This is a genomic window from Aquabacterium sp. NJ1, from assembly GCF_000768065.1.
In the GTDB taxonomy this organism is placed as follows: domain Bacteria; phylum Pseudomonadota; class Gammaproteobacteria; order Burkholderiales; family Burkholderiaceae_C; genus Aquabacterium.
In genome coordinates this window covers 1,266,065-1,287,252 of the sequence record NZ_JRKM01000001.1, presented here as the reverse complement: position 1 = coordinate 1,287,252, position 21,188 = coordinate 1,266,065, and the positions used below count along the sequence as shown (strand labels likewise).

The following is a 21,188-nucleotide window of genomic DNA, read 5'->3' as shown; positions in this document are numbered from 1 at the left end:
GGCTCATGCAGGGCAAGAGGCGGCCCAGGTGGGGCCGCACACCTCAGTGGTGGGGAGGGCGCTCGAGAGGCGTCACGATGTGGCTGCGCCAAGCCAGCGGCGCGTAGCGCGGCCATCCGGTGCGCAGCACCATGGGCATCCAGGCAGGCGTCTGCAGGGCCTGGCGCAGCCCGTGCAGGCCTGCGGTGTCGCTCAGGCTGTTGGCATGGCCGGGGCCATCCTGTCCTGACTCTTTCGAGCCCAAGGCGATCACGCTGCCATCCGAGGGTTGATGGAAGTGGCGCTCGAACATCATGTGCGCATGGGTGTGCAGATGGGGGTGTGCCGCATCCTCATGCGAGTGATGGTGCGCTGGTTCGCTCAGCAGGCGGGATGCGTCAATGACCGGGCCGCTGTCCTGTGTGGGCGCGATCTCGACGTGGCGATGCGCCACACCCAGCATCTGCGTCAGCAGGTTCGAGATGCCGTTGATCGGCAGGCTCACGACCAGCACCCACACCAGCAGATGGCGCAGCGCGTGGTGGCGAGCAAATCGAACGGGGAGGGCGAGCATCGGTGGGTGAGCGCATCGTCACGGCTTGGGGCAGCTTGCGGTTGTAGGCCACACGCATGAAGCCTTGATGACGGTTCAGGTGGGCGCCATGTTCCACCAGCCTCATCCAGGCAAGGGTTGGCGTCGTAAGGGTTGACACGGAAGATTCACAACGCGCCTTTAGCATCCACAGCGCATAAATGGCGGCGGGCAGTACAGGGTCGTGCCGGTGCCCTGTCGTCAATGGAAGTCACGCATGCAGTTCCCCTTTGTTCGCACCGTTCTGGCCAGTGCCGTGGCTGTGGTCTCCTCACTCGCCCAGGCCCAGCAGGTCGCGGCACTGCCCTCGGTGACCATCACTGGCAATTACGACAACGCCATCGGCACATCGGACGTCGCCAGCGAAGGCGTGGTCACCTCGAAGCTGCTGGCCAGTCGCCCCACGCTGAGGCCTGCCGAGGTGCTGGAGTTCGTGCCCGGCGTGATCGTGTCGCAGCACAGTGGCGACGGCAAGGCCAACCAGTACTACCTGCGCGGCTTCAACCTCGATCACGGCACCGACTTCGCCACCACCGTGGACGGCATGCCCGTCAACATGCCCACGCACGCGCACGGCCAGGGCTACAGTGACCTCAACTGGCTGATCCCAGAACTGGTCGACCGCATCAGTTACCGCAAGGGCCCGTACTACGCCAGCGAAGGCGACTTCGCATCAGCCGGCGCCGCGCACATCCAGCTGTTCAATGGCTTGCCACGTGGTCTGGCCTCCCTCACCGCGGGCGAGAACGGCTATGCACGCGCGCTCTTGGTGAACACGACGCCGCTGACCACGGGCAAGCTGCTGTACGCCATCGAGGCCGCCCACAACGACGGCCCTTGGGACAACCCGGAGAACTTCCGGCGTGCCAACGGTGTGCTGCGCTACAGCTTCGGCGAAGGCGACACGCGCTCGACCCTCACCGGCATGGCCTACACCGCCAAGTGGCGCGCCACCGATCAGGTGCCACAGCGCGCGGTCGACAGCGGTGCCATTGGCCGCTTCGCCGCCGTCGATGCCAGCGACCATGGCGACACCTCGCGTTTCAGCCTGTCGTATGACCTGCTGCATGCGCTGGATGATGGCGAGTTCAAGCTCAATGCCTACGCCATCCAGTCCAGCCTGGATCTGTTCTCCAACTTCACCTACTTCCTGGATGACCCCGTTCACGGCGACCAGTTCGAGCAATCCGAAAGCCGGCAGGTCTATGGGCTGAACACCAGCCGCAGCTGGCAGACCACGCTGGCCGGGCACGACAGCACCCACACCGTGGGCCTGCAACTGCGTCATGACCGCCTCAGCCCCGTGGGCCTGTACGCCGCTGAAAACGGCCAGCGCCTGAGCACCACGCAGGAAAGCCGTGTCAAGCAAACCAGCGTGGGCCTGTACGCCAGCAACGAGACCCGTTGGCAGCCCTGGTTGCGCAGCGTGGCCGGGATCCGCACCGATCAATACCATGTGGACGTCAACAGCTCGATCGCAGGCAACAGCGGCAGGCAGACGGCGCTGATCAACAGCCCCAAGCTGACCCTCATCTTCGGCCCCTGGGACAAGACCGAGTACTTCTTCAGCTATGGCTACGGCTTCCACAGCAACGATGCGCGCGGCGTGACCGCCACCATCAGCCCGAAACAAGGCACCCCTATCGAGCCTTCACCAGCACTGGTGAGGACCAAGGGCGCCGAGCTGGGGCTGCGCACAGAGATCGTCCCCGGGCTGCAGTCCTCTCTGTCCTTGTGGCAGTTGACGCTGGGCTCGGAGCTGGTGTTCTCGGGCGATGCGGGCGACACCGAAGCCAGCGGCGCCAGCAAGCGTTATGGCATCGAGTTCAACAACCACTATGTGGCCAACAGCTGGTTGTTGCTGGATGCGGACCTGGCGTTCTCGCAATCGCGCTTCAAGGAAGAGCAGGGTGATGCACCCAATGCGGGCCGCTACATACCTGGCTCGGTGCGAACGGTGGCCTCGCTGGGCGCAACGGTCACCGGCTGGGGGCCCTGGTTCGGCCAGTTCCAGCTGCGTTACTTCGGCCCCCGCCCCCTGATCGAGGACAACAGCCAGCGCTCGCGAGGCACGACCCTGGCCTACGCCCGTGTGGGCTACAAGGTCTCGCCCGACGTGAAGCTGTCGCTGGATGTCTTCAACCTGTTTGACCGCAAGGCCAGCGACATCGATTACTACTACACCTCGCGCCTGCAAGGTGAGGCCGCACAAGGTGTCGGCGATTTGCACTCGCATCCGGCCGAGCCTCGCACGGTGCGGGTGACGATGAATGTGAGTTTCTAAGGTCTGATGCGCTTGAGCGCCAGCGCGGGGCGCGGCTGAGGTGGCATGCGTCCGGGCTTCAATGTTGGCGGTCCCGCCAATGCGGGACTGCTCTGCGGTGCTCGTCCAGCTCAGGTGGCTGCGCAACTCGGTCTGCGGCCTCAAACATGCTCGCCATCCCCTTGTCTGCCGACAAGGGGCAGACCTAAGCCTCCCTGCGCGCCTCCGACGCCAACAAGGCGCCCGGCCGCACACCACCTCAGCCTTTTGTCGCCCCGCTTGAGTACCGCCACAGTTGTTGGCGGGGTGAGGGGAGGGTGACCGCGGCTACGGCGGCAGCAACGACCACGACAAAGACGTCGTCACGTTGAAGCCTGGTTCTGTCCTCCTGCCAGAACTTGTGCCGGCTCAGCCCCCGCCTCGCGCGCCAACGCCGAAGCGCCCAACAACCCGCAAATAAAAAAGCCCCTCGCAAGAGGGGCTTGGTACAGACTGAAGCCAACGCGCCTCACAGCGCATCAGCAAGCAACCTCAAATCACATCACGGCCTTGATGGCCGCAGCCACCGCCTTGATGTTGCCGGTGTTCAGCGCGGCCACGCAGATGCGACCCGAGTCCACACCATAGATGCCGAACTCCGAGCGCAGGCGTTGCATTTGCGTCGCGTTCAGGCCCGAGTAGCTGAACATGCCCTTCTGGCGGGTGATGTAGCTCAGGTCGCCCTGCACGCCAGCAGCCGTCAGCTCGCTGACCAGCGCCGTGCGCATCAGCTTGATGCGGTCACGCATCTCGGCCAGCTCGTCTTCCCACATCTTGCGCAGCTCGGGCGTGGTCAGCACCGTGGCCACCACTTGCGCGCCGTGCGTCGGCGGGTTGGAGTAGTTGGTGCGGATCACGCGCTTGAGCTGGCTCAGCACGCGGCTGGACTCTTCCGCCGTTTCGCTCACGATGCTCAGGGCGCCCACGCGCTCGCCGTACAGCGAGAAGCTCTTGGAGAAGCTGGTGGACACGAAGTAGCTCAGGCCGGCGTCCAGGAACTTGATGACCACGGCGCCGTCTTCGGCGATGCCGTTGCCAAAGCCTTGATAGGCCATGTCCAGGAAGGGCACCAGGCCACCGGCCTTGATCACGGCGATGACTTCATCCCACTGGGCGTCCGTCAGGTCGTAACCGGTCGGGTTGTGGCAGCAGGCGTGCAGCAGCACGATGGTGCCGGCCTTGGAGGCCTTCAACTTGGCGATCATGCCGTCGAAGTTGATGCCACGGTTGGCTGCGTCGTAGTAGGGGTAGACGTCCACGGGGAAGCCGGCGGCTTCGAACAGCGCGCGGTGGTTTTCCCAGCTCGGGTCCGAGATCAGGACCTGGGCATCCGGGTTCAGGCGCTTGAGGAAGTCGGCGCCCAGCTTCAGGCCGCCGGTGCCACCAATGGCCTGGGCCGTGGCGATGCGGCCAGCCTTCACGGCAGCGTGCTCGGCACCGAACACGAGGCCTTGCACGGCCTTGTCATAAGCCACGATGCCGTCGATGGGCAGGTAGCCACGGGCCTTGGGGGCTTCGGACATCTGCTTTTCGGCAGCGGCCACGCACTTCAGCAGGGGCAGCTTGCCCTTGTCGTCGGTGTACACGCCCACGCCCAGGTTGACCTTGTTGGGGTTGGGGTCGGCATTGAATTGTTCGTTGAGGCCCAGGATGGGATCCCGGGGGGCCATTTCAACGGAAGCGAACAGCGAGGCCATGCAAGCAGTCTCCGGTCAGGTGTTAGAGCTGAAAAAGGGATAAGCTGGAAAATTCGACAGCTCGAACTCGGCAAAAAAGTGGTTTGTGACCACCTTCGCCAAATCGGGCAAACCCTTTATTTTATCGAACTGTGACGCGGATGTCTGAGCCGATTGATTTTCTTGCTGCCAAAGACTCGTCAGAAAACGAGGGTTCGGCGTCTGCGGCCACCGAAAACGCGGGCCAGTTCGTCACCTATCCCGATTCGCCTTTCGAGCTGTTCCAGCCCTATCCGCCCGCGGGCGACCAGCCCACCGCCATTGCGCAGCTGTGCGAGGGCATCGAAGACGGCCTGTCCTACCAGACCCTGCTGGGCGTGACCGGCTCGGGCAAGACCTTCACCATGGCCAACGTGATCGCCCGCACCGGGCGCCCGGCCATCGTGTTCGCGCCCAACAAGACCCTGGCGGCCCAGCTTTACGCCGAATTCCGCGAGTTTTTCCCCCACAACGCGGTCGAGTATTTCGTCAGCTACTACGACTACTACCAGCCTGAAGCCTACGTCCCGCAGCGCGATCTGTTCATCGAGAAAGACAGCGCCATCAACGAGGCCATCGAGCAGATGCGCCTCTCCGCCACCAAGAGCCTGCTGGAGCGCCGCGACGTGGTCATCGTGGCCACCGTGTCGGCCATCTACGGTATCGGCAAACCCGACGACTACATGCAGATGGTGCTGCTCGCCCGCGTGGGCGACAAGGTGGGCCAGCGTGACGTGATCGCCCAGCTCATCCGCATGCAGTACCAGCGCAACGACATGGATTTCGGTCGCGGTACCTTCCGCGTGCGCGGTGACACCATCGACGTGTTCCCTGCCGAACACAGCGAGCTGGCCGTGCGCATCGAGCTGTTCGATGACGGGATCGATTCCATCCAGCTGTTCGACCCACTGACCGGCAAGATCCGCCAGAAGATCCCGCGCTTCACCATCTACCCCTCCAGCCACTACGTCACGCCGCGCGAACGCGTGCTGGCCGCCATCGAGACCATCAAGCTGGAGCTCAACGAACGCGTCAAACAACTGGTGGGCGACGGCAAGCTGGTCGAGGCCCAGCGCCTGGAGCAGCGCACCCGCTTCGACCTGGAGATGCTGCAGGAGGTGGGCCACTGCAAGGGCATCGAAAACTACACCCGGCACCTGTCGGGCGCGAACCCCGGTGACCCGCCACCCACGCTGGTGGACTACATGCCGGCCGATTCGCTCATGTTCCTGGACGAAAGCCACGTGATGATCGGCCAGCTGGGCGGCATGTACAACGGCGACCGCTCACGCAAGACCACGCTGGTGGAATACGGCTTTCGCCTGCCCTCCGCGCTGGACAACCGGCCGCTCAAGTTCGAAGAGTTCGAGCGCAAGATGCGCCAGTGCGTGTTCGTCACCGCCACGCCGGCGGCCTACGAGCAGCAGCACGCTGGGCAGGTCGTCGAACAGGTGGTGCGCCCCACCGGTCTGATCGACCCCATGGTGGAAGTGCGCCCCGCCACGCACCAGGTGGACGACGTGCTGCAGGAGATCCGCATCCGCGTCGACAAGAACGAGCGTGTGCTGATCACGACCCTGACCAAGCGCATGGCCGAGCAGCTCACCGACTACCTCACCGAAAACGGCGTCAAGGTGCGTTATCTGCACTCTGACATCGACACCGTCGAGCGCGTCGAGATCCTGCGTGACCTGCGTCTGGGCACCTTCGACGTGCTGGTGGGCATCAACCTGCTGCGCGAAGGCCTGGACATCCCCGAAGTCTCGCTGGTGGCCATCCTGGACGCCGACAAGGAAGGCTTCCTGCGTGCCGAGCGCAGCCTGATCCAGACCATCGGCCGTGCGGCCCGCAACCAGAACGGCCACGCCATTTTGTATGCCGACAAGATCACCGAGTCCATGCGCAAGGCCATGGCCGAGACCGAGCGGCGCCGCAACAAGCAGATCGCGCACAACGAGGCCCACGGCATCACGCCGCGCACCATCAACAAGAAGGTCAAGGAACTGATCGACGGCGTCATGTCCAACGCGGCCAAGGACGACCTGCGCGCGGCCGAGGCCCTGGTCAAGTCCATGGAGGGCAGCGAGGGCTTGTCCGAGCGCGACCTGAGCAAGCGCATCAAGCAGCTCGAAAAGGAGATGCTGGAGTCCGCACGCAACCTGGAGTTCGAAAAGGCCGCCCGGCTGCGCGACCAGCTCGCCCTGCTCAAGGAGCAGGCTTTTGGTGCCGTGGTGCACGACCACGTGGTGCCGATCCAGGCTGGCCGCAAGTAAGAGCAGGCTCGCTCGCAGGAAGGCGCGCAGGCTTTGCCCCTGGTCAAAGGCGGGGGCTGTTCAGGCTGCCGACACCGGCGCACAATCAAAACGCGTCGGGCCCGCGCCTGATCAACGTTCCTGTTTTTCGCTCTTGCCGAAAAGGAGTGCACCATGGACAAGAAGCTTCACCGCCTTGAGACCTTCCGCGTGCAGGACATGCACGGCGCCACTTACAAGGTCCACGCCTACGAGCACCTGACCCGTGTGGACAACCTGCTGGACATGCAGACCCAGTGGGAGCCCACCGGCGAGGTCGAGTACAAACTCGCGACAGGCGAACACCTGGACGTGGACGAAGACGGCACCATGCATGTGGCCGGTTCCAGCATGCCCCTGCAGCGCATGTCGCCATCAGCCCACGCGATGTGACTTGTGCCCTTGGGTTTGTGGGCAAGCGCAAAGACAATGGACATCTTTGCGGCATATAAGTTCTGAATGGCTTTTTTCCCATCGTCCCTGTTCAAGACGACCGACCCCACGCCAGGCCCGCGCACCCGGGTGCTCATGGTCTGTATGGGCAACATCTGCCGCAGCCCCACGGCCGAGGCCGTGCTGCGCCGCAAGCTGGAGGCGGCCGGGCTGGCCGACCTGATCGAGGTGGATTCGGCGGGCACGCACGCCTACCATGTGGGTAGCCCGCCAGACGAGCGTGCCCAGGAAATCGCCGCTCGGCGCGGCTACGAGATGAAGCACCTGCGGGCCCGCAAGGTGCTGCCGCAGGATTTCGATCGCTTCGACCTGCTGCTGGCCATGGACTGGGACAATCTGGCTTTGCTGGAAGAAAACTGCCCCACCGATCCCCACACCCGGCGCAAGCTCAAGCGCCTGACCGAGTTCATGCCGGCCCGATCGCCGCATGCCAGCGTGCAGACCGTGCCTGATCCCTACTACGGTGGCCCGGCCGGCTTCGAGTTCGTGCTCGATCTGGTCGAAGACGCCTGCGACGGCCTGGTCGAACATTTGCGACAAGTTGTCGCGTCTGTCGCGTCCCCTCCCTGACAACGCCCGCGCGCATGCCCCAGCAATCTGCTGGGCCAGGGCCTTGGCCCGCTTCTTGATAGACCTGTTCCTGTGGGCGTCATCGGCCAGGCATCAGGGAACACCCTTGGTTGAAGTTGACTAAATCAGTTGGGTAAGCTATAATCGACTCCGTTACTCGGGATTAAGGCACCCCAGGTGCGTTGGAGATCCCGGCGCAACCCCTCAAAGGCCAACCCTTGCCGCGAAGGGTGTCGCCCGAGTCCCTGACCAAGGAGAGAAGCGATGCGTCTGACTACCAAAGGCCGTTTTGCCGTGACGGCGATGATTGATCTGGCTCTGCGTGAACACACTGGCCCCGTGGCACTGGCTGCCATCAGCCAGCGGCAGCAGATTTCCCTGTCCTACCTCGAACAGCTGTTCGGCAAACTGCGCCGTCACGAGCTGGTCGAGAGCACCCGTGGCCCCGGCGGCGGTTACTCGCTGGGCCGCAAGGCCGACGACATCACCGTGGCTGACATCATCGTGGCGGTGGACGAGCCCATCGACGCGACCGGTTGCGGTGGCAAGGAAAACTGCATGGGTGAAGACGGCGGCCGTTGCATGACGCACGACCTCTGGACCAGCCTGAACAACAAGATGATCGAGTACCTCGACTCCATCTCCCTGCGCAAACTGGTGGAAGACCAGCTCGCCAAGGGCGTGTCCGTCGAGGCCCAGCCGATCAAGCGCGCGATCTCCACCCAGCCGGTGGTCAAGCCCATCAAGGTCACAGCCCCCAACTCGGTGTTCGCACTCGGCGCAGCCCTCACGAAATAAGGGCCACTCCGCCTGCGGGTTTGCCTACCCCGGGCGGTGTCCCCGATAATCAAAGGCTTTGCGCAGCGATCATTAATTACGCGCCAGCAGCCGCCCATCTCACCATGTGGCATGGGTCTGGCGCCAGCTTTGTTGAATGCCCACCATGGACATGACCCCTCACTTCCCGATCTACATGGACTACGGCGCGACCACGCCGTGCGACCCCCGCGTGGTGGACGCCATGATCCCCTGGTTGCGCGAGCACTTCGGCAACCCGGCTTCGCGCACCCATGCCTACGGCTGGGAGGCCGAAGAAGCCGTCGAGAAGGCCCGCGCCCAGGTGGCCGAGCTGATCGGTGCCGACCCCCGCGAGATCGTCTGGACATCGGGTGCCACCGAATCCAACAACCTGGCCTTGAAGGGTGCGGCGCACTTCTACAAGACGCGCGGCAAGCACATCATCACCGTCAAGACCGAGCACAAGGCCGTGCTGGACACCGTGCGTGAGCTGGAGCGCCAGGGCTTCGAAGCCACCTACCTCGACGTCAAGGACGACGGCCTGCTGGATCTGGACGCGCTCAAGGCCGCCATCCGCCCCGACACCATCCTGATCTCGGTCATGTTCGTGAACAACGAAATCGGCGTGATCCAGGACATCGAGACCATTGGCAAGCTGTGCCGTGAAAAGGGCATCGTCTTCCACGTGGATGCCGCACAAGCCACCGGCAAGGTCGACATCAACCTGGCCACGCTGCCGGTTGACCTGATGAGCCTGGCCTCGCACAAGACCTACGGCCCCAAGGGCATCGGCGCGCTGTACGTGCGCCGCAAGCCCCGCGTGCGCATCGAAGCGCAGATGCACGGTGGCGGCCATGAGCGCGGCATGCGCTCGGGCACCTTGCCTACGCACCAGATCGTCGGCATGGGCGAAGCCTTCCGCATCGCCAAGGAAGAAATGGCCACCGAGAACGTGCGCATCAAGGCGCTGCGTGACCGCCTGCTGGCCGGCCTGCAAGGCATCGAACAGATCTTCGTCAATGGCGACCTGGAAAAGCGCGTGGCCCACAACCTGAACGTGTCGTTCAACTACGTGGAAGGCGAGTCGCTGATCATGGGCATCAAGGGCATCGCCGTGTCTTCCGGCTCGGCCTGCACCTCGGCCAGCCTGGAGCCCAGCTACGTGCTGCGCGCCCTGGGCCGCAGCGACGAGCTGGCCCACAGCTCGCTGCGCATGACCATCGGCCGCTTCACCACCGAGGAAGAAGTGGACTACGTGGTCAACACCCTGAAGGACCGCGTGGCCAAGCTGCGCGAACTGTCACCGCTTTGGGACATGTACAAAGACGGCATTGACATCAGCACTATTCAATGGGCTGCACACTAGACGTCAGCCCCCGGTTGCAGGGTACTGCAACCGCCCCCCGAGGGGGCTGCGGGGCCGGACGCTTGGGGCGGCCCGGCGCTGGCCCCGCCCATCGCTAAGAATCGTTCTTTGGAATTTTTGGAGTTCATCATGGCATACAGCGACAAGGTCATTGACCACTACGAAAACCCCCGTAACGTTGGCTCTTTCGAAAAGGGCGACGAAACCGTTGGCACCGGCATGGTCGGCGCACCGGCCTGCGGCGACGTGATGAAGCTGCAGATCAAGGTCAACCCCGCCACCGGCGTGATCGAAGACGCCCGTTTCAAGACCTACGGCTGCGGTTCCGCCATCGCCTCCAGCTCGCTGGTGACCGAATGGGTGCGCGGCAAGACGCTGGACGAAGCGCTGGACATCAAGAACACCCAGATCGCCGAAGAGCTGGCCTTGCCCCCGGTCAAGATCCACTGCTCGATCCTGGCGGAAGATGCGATCAAAGCCGCCGTCAACGACTACAAGACCAAGCATGCAGCCTGATCAAGCCACCACTGCCGTCAACCCGGCATCGTGCACCGCCGGTCCCGGCAACGGGCCGTTGGCGGACATCGCTGAAGTCAACGCCAGCATGACGGTTGGCCTGACCGAGGCGGCTGCACGCCACATCACGCGCTACCTGGGCCGTCGCGGCAAGGGCGTGGGTGTGCGCCTAGGCGTCAAGACCACCGGTTGCTCCGGCCTGGCCTACAAGATCGAGTTCGCCGACGAAGTCGCCCCTGAAGACATCGTCTTCGAGCGTCTGGGCGTCAAGATCCTGGTCGACCCCAAGAGCCTGCCTTACATCGACGGCACCGAACTCGACTTCGTTCGTGAAGGCTTGAACGAAGGCTTCAAATTCAACAACCCCAACGAGCGTGACCGTTGCGGCTGCGGTGAATCCTTCCGCATCTGAACGCACGCCGGCAAGGCACGCGCCTTGCGTTGATGGAAGCCTCACCATGTGGTGGGGTTTCGCTTTTTAACGGGTTGCTGTGGCCATGAACATCGACGCTGACGACTTCACCCTGCTGGGTCTGGACAAGGCCTTCGCGCTGGACCGCGCAAAACTGGACGCGGCCTGGAAGGCTTTGCAGGCCCAGGTCCACCCTGACCGTTTCGCGGCCGAGGGCGCCGCCTCGCAACGCATCGCCATGCAATGGGCGGTGCGTGTCAACGAGGCCCACCAGCGCCTGAAGGACCCGCTCAAGCGGGCCGCCTACCTGTGCCAGCTCGCTGGCGTGCCCGTTCAGGCCGAGAACAACACGGCCATGCCGGGCGCCTTCCTGATGCAGCAGATGCAGTGGCGCGAAGCCCTGGAAGAAGCCGGCAGCGCCGCCGATGTCGAGACCTTGTCCGACGAGGTCCAAGGCCAGCGCAAGGCTCGCCTGGCGCGCCTGACGCAACTGCTGGACGTGGACGCCAACCCGACCCAGGCCGCGCAGGAAGTGCGCGCCCTCATGTTCATCGATCGCCTGCTGGAAGAGATCGATGCGCGCCTTGAAAAATACGAAGACGCCAGCTGACTGACCCACGACCCATGGCCCTGCTGCAAATCTCCGAACCTGGGCAATCGCCCGACCCCCATCAGCGCCGCATAGCGGTCGGCATCGACCTGGGCACCACGCATTCGCTGGTGGCCGCCGTGCGCAACGGCTCGGCCGAATGCCTGCCCGACGAGCAAGGCCGGGTGATCCTGCCCTCGGCCGTGCGCTACATGGTGGACGAGCGCGGCCAGACCCGTCGCCACATCGGCTTCGAAGCCCTGGCCGCACAGGCCGAGGATTCGCAGAACACCATCGTGTCGGTCAAGCGCTTCATGGGCCGCCGCCTGGCCGATCTGCCCGATGCGGGGCGCCTGCCATACCAGTTCGAAGACCAGCCTGGCATGGTCGCGGTCAAGACCGTGGCCGGCCTGAAGTCACCGGTCGAGGTGTCGGCCGAGATCCTGGCCAGCCTGCGCCAGCGTGCCGAAGACACCTTCAACGACGACCTGTTCGGCGCCGTGATCACGGTGCCTGCCTACTTTGACGACGCTCAGCGCCAGGCCACCAAGGACGCCGCGCAGATGGCCGGTCTCAACGTGCTGCGCCTGCTCAACGAGCCCACCGCCGCAGCCATTGCCTACGGCCTGGACAACGGTGCCGAAGGCCTCTACGCCATCTACGACCTGGGTGGCGGCACCTTCGACATCTCCTTGCTGCAGCTCAGCCGTGGCGTGTTCGAAGTCGTGGCCACCGGCGGCGACTCGGCCCTGGGCGGTGACGACATCGACCATCTGCTGGCTGATGCCGCGCTGCTGGATGCCAAGATGGAAGCGGTCACGCCGCAGGACAAGCGCACCGTGCTCGTGGCCGCGCGCCGCACCAAGGAAAAGCTGTCCACCGATGGCAGCGCGCACCTGAGCTGCGCCTTGTCGGGCGGCATGCTGTCGGTGAAGATCACGCGTGAGCGCCTGGCCGAGCTGGCCAAGCCGCTGATCGACAAGTCCCTGGCCTCGGTCAAGCGCGTGCTGCGTGATGCCAAGGTCAAGCCCGACGAGGTCAAGGGCGTGGTCATGGTCGGCGGCTCGACGCGCATGCCCGCCGTGCGTGATGCCGTGGGCGCCTTCTTCGGCCAGCCCCCGCTGACCGATCTGAACCCCGATGAGGTCGTGGCCTTGGGTGCCGCCATCCAGGCCAACCAGCTGGCAGGCAACAACGCGCAAGGTGAATTGCTGCTGCTGGATGTGCTGCCCCTGTCCCTCGGTCTGGAGACCATGGGTGGCCTGGTCGAGCGCATCATCCCGCGCAACACGCCTATCCCTTGCGCCCTGGCGCAGGACTTCACCACCTTCAAGGACGGGCAGACCGCCCTGGCCGTGCACGTGGTGCAAGGCGAGCGCGAGCAGGTCGAGCACTGCCGCTCGCTGGCGCGCTTCGAGCTGCGCGGCATTCCGCCGATGGCTGCTGGTGCCGCGCGCATCCGCGTGAGCTTCCAGGTCGATGCCGACGGCCTGTTGAGTGTGTCGGCCAAGGAGCAGCTCTCTGGCGTGGAAGCCTCGGTCGTGATCAAGCCCAGCTATGGCCTGACCGACGACCAGGTGGCCCACATGCTGCGCGAGGGCTTCACCACCGCGGCCGCTGACATGAAGGACCGCGCCCTGCGCGAAGCCCGCGTCGAAGCCGAGCGCATGCTGGAGGCCACGCGTACCGCGCTGGCCGCTGACGGCGACCTGCTCAGCCCCGAAGACCGCGCCCGCATCGACGGCCTGATGGCCCAGATCGGCCAGCGTTGCGACCGTGGCGACATCGACGCCCTGGAGGCCTCCATCAAGGCCCTGGCCGATGGCACCGAGGCCTTCGCCGCCGAGCGCATGAACCGCAGCATCCGCCAGGCGCTGGCGGGCCGCAAACTCGATCAAGTCTGAAGCTAGACCATGCCCATCATCAAGATCCTGCCCCATGCCACCCTGTGCCCCCAAGGCAAGGAAATCACGGCCGCACCGGGCACCAGCATCTGCGAAGCCCTGCTGGAAAACCACGTCGAGATCGAGCACGCCTGCGACATGAGCGCGGCCTGCACCACCTGCCACGTCATCGTGCGTGAAGGCTTCAACAGCCTCAACGAGATGGAAGAAGTCGAAGAGGACCTGCTGGACCGCGCCTGGGGCCTGGAGCCCAATTCGCGCCTGAGCTGCCAGGCCATCGTGGCCGGGCAGGATCTCACCATCGAGATCCCCAAGTACACGATCAACCACGCGCGCGAGAACCACTGAGTTCCGGCAGGCCGCACGCAGGACGCCATCGTGTCGGTTCGCTCGTTCAGCACCTGGCCGTCCTTGCCTGAACTGCGCAGGCGCTGGTTTTTGCGCGCACTGCTGGCCGCAGGGCCCCTTGGCTGGCTGGCGCGAGCAGATGCCAAGGTGGCTCGAAACCGGTCGCCAGGCAACAAGCCGCTGGCCACGATGCCTCCGGCGCTCACGCCCTTCATCGACCACCTGATCCCCGCCGATGAATGGACGCCCGCAGCGTCCGCCTTGCACGTGCCGCAGACCATCTGGCAGCAGGCGCAGACCGACGCCGAACTGCAGCACCTCATCCACACTGTGTGCGCCTGGCTGGACCGATATGGTGACGGCTTCGCCGCCTTGTCGGCCGATGAGCGCGAGGCGCTGGTGGCGTGGATGGCCCAGGCCCCCTGGGAGGCCCCGCAGCGGCGCTTCTTCCACTGGATGCGCGAACGCGCTTTCATGCTCTACTACACGCAGCCCCAGGCGCTGAAAGGCTTGCCCGTACAGCGGCCGCCCCAGCCCATGGGGCACGTGCTGGACTGAGCCATGCCTACGCCCTCTGCCACATGAGCCACGCCTTTGATGCCATCGTGATCGGTGCCGGTGCGGGCGGTGCCGCAGCCGCCTGGCGGCTCACGCAGCGTGGCTGCAAGGTGCTGGTGCTGGAAGCCGGCCCCTGGTTCGATCCCGACAAGGATTACGGCCTTGCTCAGCCCGATTGGGAAACGCGCTACTTCCCCGTCAAGGAGGGCAGCACCGGGCGCCACCGGTTTGGCGAGATGCAGCCACTCGACCCACAATGGGACGACATCCGGAGCTGGCACCACGAAACAGGGCGTCTGGTTGTCGGGGATCGCCGTGCCGTGCGAGGTGGCTACAGCCATGTGCGTGGCGTGGGGGGCAGCACCCTGCATTACGTGGGCGAAGCACATCGGCTCAACCCGCACGCCATGGCCTTGCACAGCCAATTTGGCGTCGGCGCGGACTGGCCCTTTGACTACGCAGAACTGGAGCCCTATTACCTGGAGGCCGAGCGACTCATCGGCGTGGCCGGGCCGCATGAGGCCGGTGACCGCTGGCGCAGCGCACCCTACCCACTGCCTGCGCACCCGCTGTGCCGCGCCTCGCGCACATTAGGGGAGGGCGCGCGCGCCGTGGGCCTGCACTGGGAGCCCAATCCGCGTGCGGCCCTGTCTCAGGCGTATGACGGGCGCCCGCCGTGCAATTACTGCGGCGGGTGTGCACGGGGTTGCCCTCGGCGCGACAAAGGCTCGGTCGACCAGACCTTCATCCGCCACGCCCTGCAGTCCGGCCGCTGCGAAGTGCGTGCCCGCTCGACGGTGTTGTCGCTGGTGCATGGTGAGCAGCGTGTCGTTCGTGGCGTGCGTTATGTCGATGCCAAGGGGCGCCAGCGCACCGAGACCGCGCGCGTCGTGATCCTGGCTGCCGGTGCCATCGAAACGCCGCGACTCCTGCTTGCCAACGCTTCCTCACTGGCCCCGCAGGGCATCGGCAACGATCTGGGGCAGGTCGGGCAGCATTTCATGGAGACCTTGTCCTGGACATCCATCGGCTTGCATCCCCAAGCGCAATCGAGCCATGTGGGCCTGCCCGCCGACGCCATCAGCTGGGATCACAACCGGCCCGACGCCATCCCTGGTGTGGTCGGCGGCATGCGCGTCTACGCGGCCACGCTGGACGCCGACCTGATGGGCCCGGTGGCCTACGCCACGCGCCTGTTGTCGGGGTGGGGGGCGCAGCACAAGCAGCAACTGCGGCAAACCTTCGGGCATGCACTGGCCGTGGGTGCCATCGGCGAGAGCCTGCCGCATCCGCGCGCTTTCGTCGACCTGGACCCCAGCGCGCGAGATCAGCACGGCATGCCGCTGGCGCGCATTCACTCCCATGTGGATGAGATGGCGTGCCGGCGCCTGCAGTTCATGGCCCGCACCTGCCGTGCGGTGCTCAAGGCCGCAGGCTGTGACGACCTGCGCATGGAACTGGGCACGTATGACGACTTCACCTCCACGCACGTGTTCGGTACCTGCAGGTCGGGGGGGGCGCCTCAGAACAGTGTTTGCAATGAGCGAAATCAAATTCACGGCTGGAACAACCTGTTACTTTGTGATGGAAGCACGTTTCCAAGTTCCGGAGGAGGGGAGTCACCTTCACTGACGATCCAGGCCATGGCCTTGCGCGCGGTGGACCGATTCCTTCAAGCCGGTTAGCGGTTCGTGCCTGTAATGACCTGGAAGGAACCCATCATGAAAAGCACCCATACGCTCGTCTCTCATCTTGTTGTGGCTGTGGCAACCCTGTCTGGCAGCGTGTTCGCGCCAGCCGTGTCGGCCGGCACGATTGCCTGTACCACGGCCTGTACCGCCCCCACCGTCACGGGTGGCGGCAGCGGCGACGCAGACACCACGCAGGCCTATGCCGGCATCAACTGGGCCTTTGGTGCCGGCCCCGAGTTGGTGCTGGGCGTACGCAGCGTGCGCACCAATGACCGCAACAAGGTCGCCGGCGCCAAGGTCGAGGCCACCTTCCCCTTTGGCAAGCAAAGCATCGCCTTTGACAAGCTGCGCCTGCGCCTGGTGGGTGGCAACCGCACGGGCATGTACGAACTGGGCGGCGGCTATTCGTTTGCGAGCAAGGGCTTCCTGCTCTCGGGCGCGCTGCAGGCGGACTACGTGGTGGCCGGCACCGACTTCAGCCTCAGCAGCTTCCAGTGGCAGCCTTTCATCGGTGTCAACACCCTGGCTCGCCCGGATGAGGGCACTGGCGGCCCAGGTACCCTCTCATGCCCAGCAGGCTGGGATCTGCATGATGCGACCTGGCTGAACAACGTCGGCAACTTCAGCGCCACGCCCGACAAGTTCGTCAATGGCCTGACCTGCGTGCAGCCGGCCTGATCGGCACCTGAGAGTACGGTGGTGGCTGGTACAGTAGGCCGCCACCGTTGAATCTCTGCACCAGCATGTCCCGCCAGATCTTCCTTGACACCGAAACCACCGGCCTGAGCCCCGAGTCAGGCGACCGCATCATTGAAATCGGTTGTGTGGAAATGGTCAACCGCCGCCTCACCGGCCGGCACCTGCACTTCTACATCAACCCCGAGCGGCCCAGCCACGAGGATGCCGTCAAGATCCACGGCCTGACCGATGAGTTCCTGGCCGACAAGCCCGTGTTCGCCGCGCTCGTTGACGAGATTCTCGACTACTGCCGCGATGCCGAGATCATCATCCACAACGCGAGTTTCGACGTGGGTTTCCTCAACGCGGAGCTCAAGCGCCTGAACCGCGGCCTGTTCCAGGACCACGTGGCCGGCATCATCGACAGCCTGGTCATGGCCCGCGAGATGTTCCCCGGCAAGTCCAACTCGCTGGATGCCTTGTGCCGCCGCCTGGAGGTGGACAACACCCACCGGACACTGCACGGCGCCTTGATGGACGCGGAGCTGCTGGCCGAGGTCTACATCAACATGACCCGCGGCCAGGATGCCCTGCTGATCGACAGTGATGCATCCGAAAACGGCGAAGGGCAGGGCACGCAGGAAGTCGTGGCCATCGACTTCAGCGCCTTCGACCTGCCCGTGATCAAGCCCACGGACGAAGAGGCCGAGGCGTTCGACAAATCGTTGGAAGCCATCGACAAAGCCAGCGGCGGAAAAACTTTGTGGAAGTCGATGGAAGTTGTGCTATAGTCATGGTCTTCGCTGATTGCGGCAAGCAAATCAGCAGAAATCGACAAATTCCCGAACCAGTTTCGGGCGGTTAGCTCAGCGGTAGAGCACTGCCTTCACACGGCAGGGGTCGCAGGTTCGAACCCTGCACCGCCCACCAAGAAAATCAAGCACTTAGCAGCGATGCTAAGTGCTTTTTTTCTTGCCCGTTTCAAAATTTGGGACAATTTTGGGACAGTGGGGTAGCAGTCAGGCCTGGCACTCGCACTCAACCACCACATGAGGCGCAGATGGCAACATTCGAGAAACGCGGGCAGTACTGGCGGGCCAAGATCCGTCGCAAGGGCTAGGCTACGGGCAGAAGCCAGGTCCGTACCGCTTTCAAAACATTAGGAAACGCGCTGCCTGCGCCAATTGCGATGCGGGCCAGGCGCGCGGTGATTGGTGGGGACAACCTTGGCCAATTGAATGCGTTCATCCGCACACGAGCTCCTCAACTGGCCACGATCGCGCTCCTAACGTGGTGTTGTTGCTGGTTGCGTGGTATCTACCTCTGTGAGGAGGTTTTTGGGTGCGACGACTTCAATGGCCTCGCCGTGCATGCGCACCCACCATCGGATCTGTTCTCCTCTGATGACAGTGGCTGATACGTTGACGCGCCCATCATCGCGTTTGCTAATGTGCTGGTCAGCAGACAATGGGGTCTCTCTAAGCAGGCTGGCTAGATGCGGTGCGACGACCAGTCTAATGACGATGCGTTCTCCGTTTCCAAAGCCAAAGCCTCCACGATCTATGTAGTCAGTCAGTGAGAAGTAAGGTCGATCAAAAGGATGGGGCGTTGCCTCGGCTGTCTGGATTCGATGCAAAGCTAGGTTTCGGTTGTCGTCGTGGCCTTCGAATCTGCATACAAGGAACAGCCGCTCGCCCTGTTGAACCAGTGCCAAGGGCATTACCCGTACATCAGATAGCTGTCGCCCAGCTGCGTTCTGGTAGTCGATGTGGAGCCATCTGTCGTTAAGCAGCGCTTCGCTAACGTGTGATAACACGTCCGAGCTTAAGCAAGGGGCTTGCATTCGAGGCAGGAGAGATATCGTCGCCACTTTGTCTGGCCACGATTTGAGAAGCTGACTCCTCCCTCTGGGCGTCGTCAACTCCTTGCTGGCCGCGAGCTTGTCGTCGAGGCCTTTGCGCACGTCGTACGGTAAGAGGTGCTCAAGATGGCGCCTTGCCAGCATCAAGGTCAGGATGTCTCGGTCATCTAGTCCGTACAACCAGTTTGGGCGCTCGCCCGTCCAACGGTAACGGTAAGTTCGACCTTCGAGAATCCGTTCGATATTGGCGTCTCCCTCAACCAAGTTGCTCAAGACGTTCTGGAGGTTTCTGGTGCTGTATGGCTTCAGCCCAGCATCATCCAAGTAGCGAGCAATGTCTCTGGCAGAGAGCCAGCTGCGGTGGGCGCTTAAGCATCGCAGGATTTCCGTCTGTGCTCGGAAATTGCGATAACGCTCGGCGGCCTGAGAGGATGAATCCGACGATGGATTTGTGCGTGTTACTGGGTTCATCAGCCAGCATGATGCGGCGATTGATTGAAAGAGCGCATCGCCCGAACGTGGTGTTGCTACATCGTCACAGGACGCGTGGATGCGAACGCTGGCTTCGCATGGTTGAGAAGAATGGGCTGCAGAGCATCCGGATGGTCCGGGAGCCAACCACGTCAAGGAGCGGTCATGAAGATCGATCAAAGCTCTCCTATGGAGCACCTCAAAGCCTTTGCAATCGTGTTCGCTGTTGGATATTTGGCCAACAGTGCGGTATCGCTGTATCACAAGGTGTCCAAGCGGTACTTCTAACCAATGCCAATGCCTCCACGTAGACGCCGCTGGTGCTTTCGGTGTAACGAATGTGGCAGTTCGGTCATGTTTGCGGTTGACAGCGACTGCTTGAGGATTCCACCGCCGACGCACTGCAAAAAATGTGGTGCGGCAGCAATGAGTTTGGACCCAGAGCCTGATCTGATGTCCTCGGTGATGGCTTTGTTTCCTTGCATGCAGGCAGCGATCAAGCAGGCGCTTCACAAACACTGAGGTCGGGGATGGCCTCGTATCAATCGGTAACGATAATTAATCTTCAAAATTCCTGACTGCATTCGGGGCGGTCTGGACATCAACCCAGGAACAAGACATGACAGATGGTCTACAAGAGCTTCAGACGTTGCCCCCTCTAGCGAACGCGATCATCGATCGGGCAATTGACAACGTCACTCGCAAGCTTGTCGCGGGGCATCGCAACAAGAACAACTCTCGCCCTAACGCCAAGACGTCTGATCTGGGTTCTGCCACGAAAGACACGCTCGCCGCTGCTTCAGCAGCTAGCGCGATGGAGGTGGCAAATCGAGGCGTGGCATGGAAGGAAATGTTCCAAAAGACGTTGTCACATGGCGTCTCCTCAATTGCCACTATGAAATTCGACGGCTCGTTCACAGTTAAAAATGGGAAGGCCGAAGGGCTTGATGATGTACCCAACACCCCTGGCGTCTATGTCGTTTTCAACCAGCAAGGCGAGGCAGTCTATGTTGGCGACAGCACGAAGCTCAAAACTCGCTGGCACGCAGGACACCTGAACGAGCACAAGCAAGGACAGCAAAGTGATAAGCCCTACAAGCTCGCGGATGAGTTCCAGGAGGGGTGCACTGTTAAGTTCGTGACCATGGACTCTGAAGCCACAGCTGCTGCAGTTGAGGCTCACCTGATTGCGAAAGAGAAGCCCGCGAAAAATACTCGTGAAGAGCTAAAAACAGAACAGGGAAAGCGAGCCAACATCGAAGCCAAGAAGATGAAGGACGCTTCGGGTAGTGCAACAACGATTGCCATGGGTGCCGCCACAGAAGCGGCCAAGAACGTAGGCTGGGGGGTCTTTGAACAGTTGGTAACTGAGTTGACCAAAGCGCTCAAAGATGAGCTGGTTGAACTTGCGAAGGGAGTCTCGCGCACCATCAAACATCGGCTCCAACGCATCTTCAATCGCGTTTGGAAAGTCATCCAGGCAATCATTGACGCACCTATGAAGGTCCTTGCAGGCATCTTCGAATTTGTCGTCAATGCAGTCTCGAAGACGATAGCCCAGTTCTACAACTTGGCGAAGAACATCTACGACCTTGGCCTTTCGGCATGGCAGCTCTTCCAAGGTGCAAAGACGATGACCACAGATGAATTGGTGCAGAAGGTCACTGAGACCCTAGTGTTAAGCGGCACCCTGATCCTTTGGGATGCGCTGGACCCTATTCTTGAGGCCAACTTGGCAACTGTTGTTGGCCCTGTGGCGCCATACCTGTCTGCTGCAATTTGCGCTGTGGGGTACGGTGTTTCCAGTTTCTACCTTCAGCGTTTTGTCCCCGCGCTGGTTAAGCTGCTCATCGCTATGAAGAGCGATGCACAAGAGGCTGTTGAAGAGATGCGGTTGACGTGTGAGCGGTTGATTGCGGTCCAAGAGCGTGAATTGATCCTGCTCGAAGATCTGAGGGATTATGTCGAAGGATCGTTCGACTTTGAGGTTGATACACGCAGCCATACCATATCTCTCGCTAGCCACCAACCTGTTGCACCGCTTGACGTACGCGCCCGTTTGGCCGCACGCAAGGGTTGAAATCCATCAATACG

20 protein-coding genes and 1 tRNA gene are annotated in these 21,188 nt (G+C 62.9%); 18 read left to right on the top strand and 3 right to left on the bottom strand.

Going from position 1 to position 21,188, the window contains the following annotated elements; genetic code table 11:
- Positions 1–43: 43 nt before the first annotated feature.
- Positions 44–553, bottom strand: a complete 510-nt coding sequence (locus JY96_RS05585) for a hypothetical protein (protein ID WP_035035663.1) — start codon at positions 551–553, stop codon at positions 44–46.
- A gap of 235 nt (positions 554–788) precedes the next feature.
- On the opposite strand from JY96_RS05585, the gene JY96_RS05580 reads away from it, so the two are divergent.
- Positions 789–2,855 carry a TonB-dependent receptor gene (locus JY96_RS05580; protein WP_035035661.1) on the top strand — a complete coding sequence of 689 codons (2,067 nt, stop codon included), beginning with the start codon at positions 789–791 and terminating at the stop codon, positions 2,853–2,855.
- A 515-nt stretch (positions 2,856–3,370) separates the two neighbouring features.
- Here the strand turns inward: JY96_RS05580 and JY96_RS05575 are convergent.
- Entirely contained in the window at positions 3,371–4,570 is a 1,200-nt protein-coding gene (locus tag JY96_RS05575; RefSeq protein ID WP_035035658.1) for an amino acid aminotransferase, read from the bottom strand.
- A gap of 140 nt (positions 4,571–4,710) precedes the next feature.
- On the opposite strand from JY96_RS05575, the gene uvrB reads away from it, so the two are divergent.
- From uvrB to JY96_RS05500, 15 genes are all read left to right on the top strand, one after another.
- A complete protein-coding gene (gene uvrB, locus JY96_RS05570; protein WP_081961062.1) occupies positions 4,711–6,861 on the top strand; it encodes an excinuclease ABC subunit UvrB in 2,151 nt (716 codons plus the stop codon).
- A 153-nt stretch (positions 6,862–7,014) separates the two neighbouring features.
- On the top strand, positions 7,015–7,272 hold the full coding sequence (locus JY96_RS05565; RefSeq protein ID WP_035035657.1) for a hypothetical protein: 258 nt from the start codon (positions 7,015–7,017) through the stop codon (positions 7,270–7,272).
- Positions 7,273–7,338: 66 nt separating this feature from the next.
- Complete coding sequence (locus tag JY96_RS05560) at positions 7,339–7,902, top strand: low molecular weight protein-tyrosine-phosphatase (RefSeq protein ID WP_081961061.1); 564 nt, start codon at positions 7,339–7,341, stop codon at positions 7,900–7,902.
- A gap of 264 nt (positions 7,903–8,166) precedes the next feature.
- Positions 8,167–8,700: a Fe-S cluster assembly transcriptional regulator IscR gene (iscR, locus tag JY96_RS05555; RefSeq protein WP_035035654.1), complete on the top strand. Its 534-nt coding sequence runs from the start codon at positions 8,167–8,169 to the stop codon at positions 8,698–8,700.
- 145 nt (positions 8,701–8,845) lie between these two features.
- Positions 8,846–10,066, top strand: a complete 1,221-nt coding sequence (locus JY96_RS05550) for an IscS subfamily cysteine desulfurase (protein WP_035041385.1) — start codon at positions 8,846–8,848, stop codon at positions 10,064–10,066.
- 129 nt (positions 10,067–10,195) lie between these two features.
- The gene (iscU, locus tag JY96_RS05545; RefSeq protein ID WP_035041383.1) at positions 10,196–10,582 is read left to right on the top strand and encodes a Fe-S cluster assembly scaffold IscU; all 387 of its coding nucleotides are present in this window, start codon (positions 10,196–10,198) and stop codon (positions 10,580–10,582) included.
- Between the two features lie 88 nt (positions 10,583–10,670).
- Positions 10,671–10,994 (top strand): iron-sulfur cluster assembly protein IscA, encoded by a 324-nt coding sequence (gene iscA, locus JY96_RS05540; protein WP_035041381.1) that lies wholly within the window; start codon positions 10,671–10,673, stop codon positions 10,992–10,994.
- 85 nt (positions 10,995–11,079) lie between these two features.
- Complete coding sequence (gene hscB / locus JY96_RS05535) at positions 11,080–11,604, top strand: Fe-S protein assembly co-chaperone HscB (RefSeq protein WP_035035652.1); 525 nt, start codon at positions 11,080–11,082, stop codon at positions 11,602–11,604.
- Positions 11,605–11,618: 14 nt separating this feature from the next.
- Positions 11,619–13,487, top strand: coding sequence for a Fe-S protein assembly chaperone HscA (gene hscA / locus JY96_RS05530; RefSeq protein ID WP_035035649.1), 1,869 nt, complete (start codon positions 11,619–11,621; stop codon positions 13,485–13,487).
- Positions 13,488–13,496: 9 nt separating this feature from the next.
- Complete coding sequence (gene fdx / locus JY96_RS05525; RefSeq protein ID WP_035035647.1) at positions 13,497–13,835, top strand: ISC system 2Fe-2S type ferredoxin; 339 nt, start codon at positions 13,497–13,499, stop codon at positions 13,833–13,835.
- Positions 13,836–13,865: 30 nt separating this feature from the next.
- Positions 13,866–14,393, top strand: a complete 528-nt coding sequence (locus JY96_RS05520; protein WP_152606366.1) for a gluconate 2-dehydrogenase subunit 3 family protein — start codon at positions 13,866–13,868, stop codon at positions 14,391–14,393.
- A 23-nt stretch (positions 14,394–14,416) separates the two neighbouring features.
- On the top strand, positions 14,417–16,078 hold the full coding sequence (locus tag JY96_RS05515; RefSeq protein WP_035035642.1) for a GMC family oxidoreductase: 1,662 nt from the start codon (positions 14,417–14,419) through the stop codon (positions 16,076–16,078).
- Positions 16,079–16,114: 36 nt separating this feature from the next.
- Positions 16,115–16,762 carry a hypothetical protein gene (locus JY96_RS05510; protein WP_152606365.1) on the top strand — a complete coding sequence of 216 codons (648 nt, stop codon included), beginning with the start codon at positions 16,115–16,117 and terminating at the stop codon, positions 16,760–16,762.
- A 65-nt stretch (positions 16,763–16,827) separates the two neighbouring features.
- Entirely contained in the window at positions 16,828–17,553 is a 726-nt protein-coding gene (dnaQ, locus tag JY96_RS05505) for a DNA polymerase III subunit epsilon (RefSeq protein WP_035035636.1), read from the top strand.
- A 64-nt stretch (positions 17,554–17,617) separates the two neighbouring features.
- Positions 17,618–17,692, top strand: a tRNA-Val gene (locus tag JY96_RS05500).
- 355 nt (positions 17,693–18,047) lie between these two features.
- Here the strand turns inward: JY96_RS05500 and JY96_RS24255 are convergent.
- On the bottom strand, positions 18,048–18,605 hold the full coding sequence (locus JY96_RS24255; protein ID WP_369796188.1) for a helix-turn-helix transcriptional regulator: 558 nt from the start codon (positions 18,603–18,605) through the stop codon (positions 18,048–18,050).
- Positions 18,606–19,259: 654 nt separating this feature from the next.
- On the opposite strand from JY96_RS24255, the gene JY96_RS24110 reads away from it, so the two are divergent.
- Positions 19,260–19,382, top strand: coding sequence for a hypothetical protein (locus JY96_RS24110; protein ID WP_255352659.1), 123 nt, complete (start codon positions 19,260–19,262; stop codon positions 19,380–19,382).
- 331 nt (positions 19,383–19,713) lie between these two features.
- Complete coding sequence (locus JY96_RS05490; RefSeq protein WP_035035631.1) at positions 19,714–21,174, top strand: GIY-YIG nuclease family protein; 1,461 nt, start codon at positions 19,714–19,716, stop codon at positions 21,172–21,174.
- Positions 21,175–21,188 lie beyond the last annotated feature (14 nt).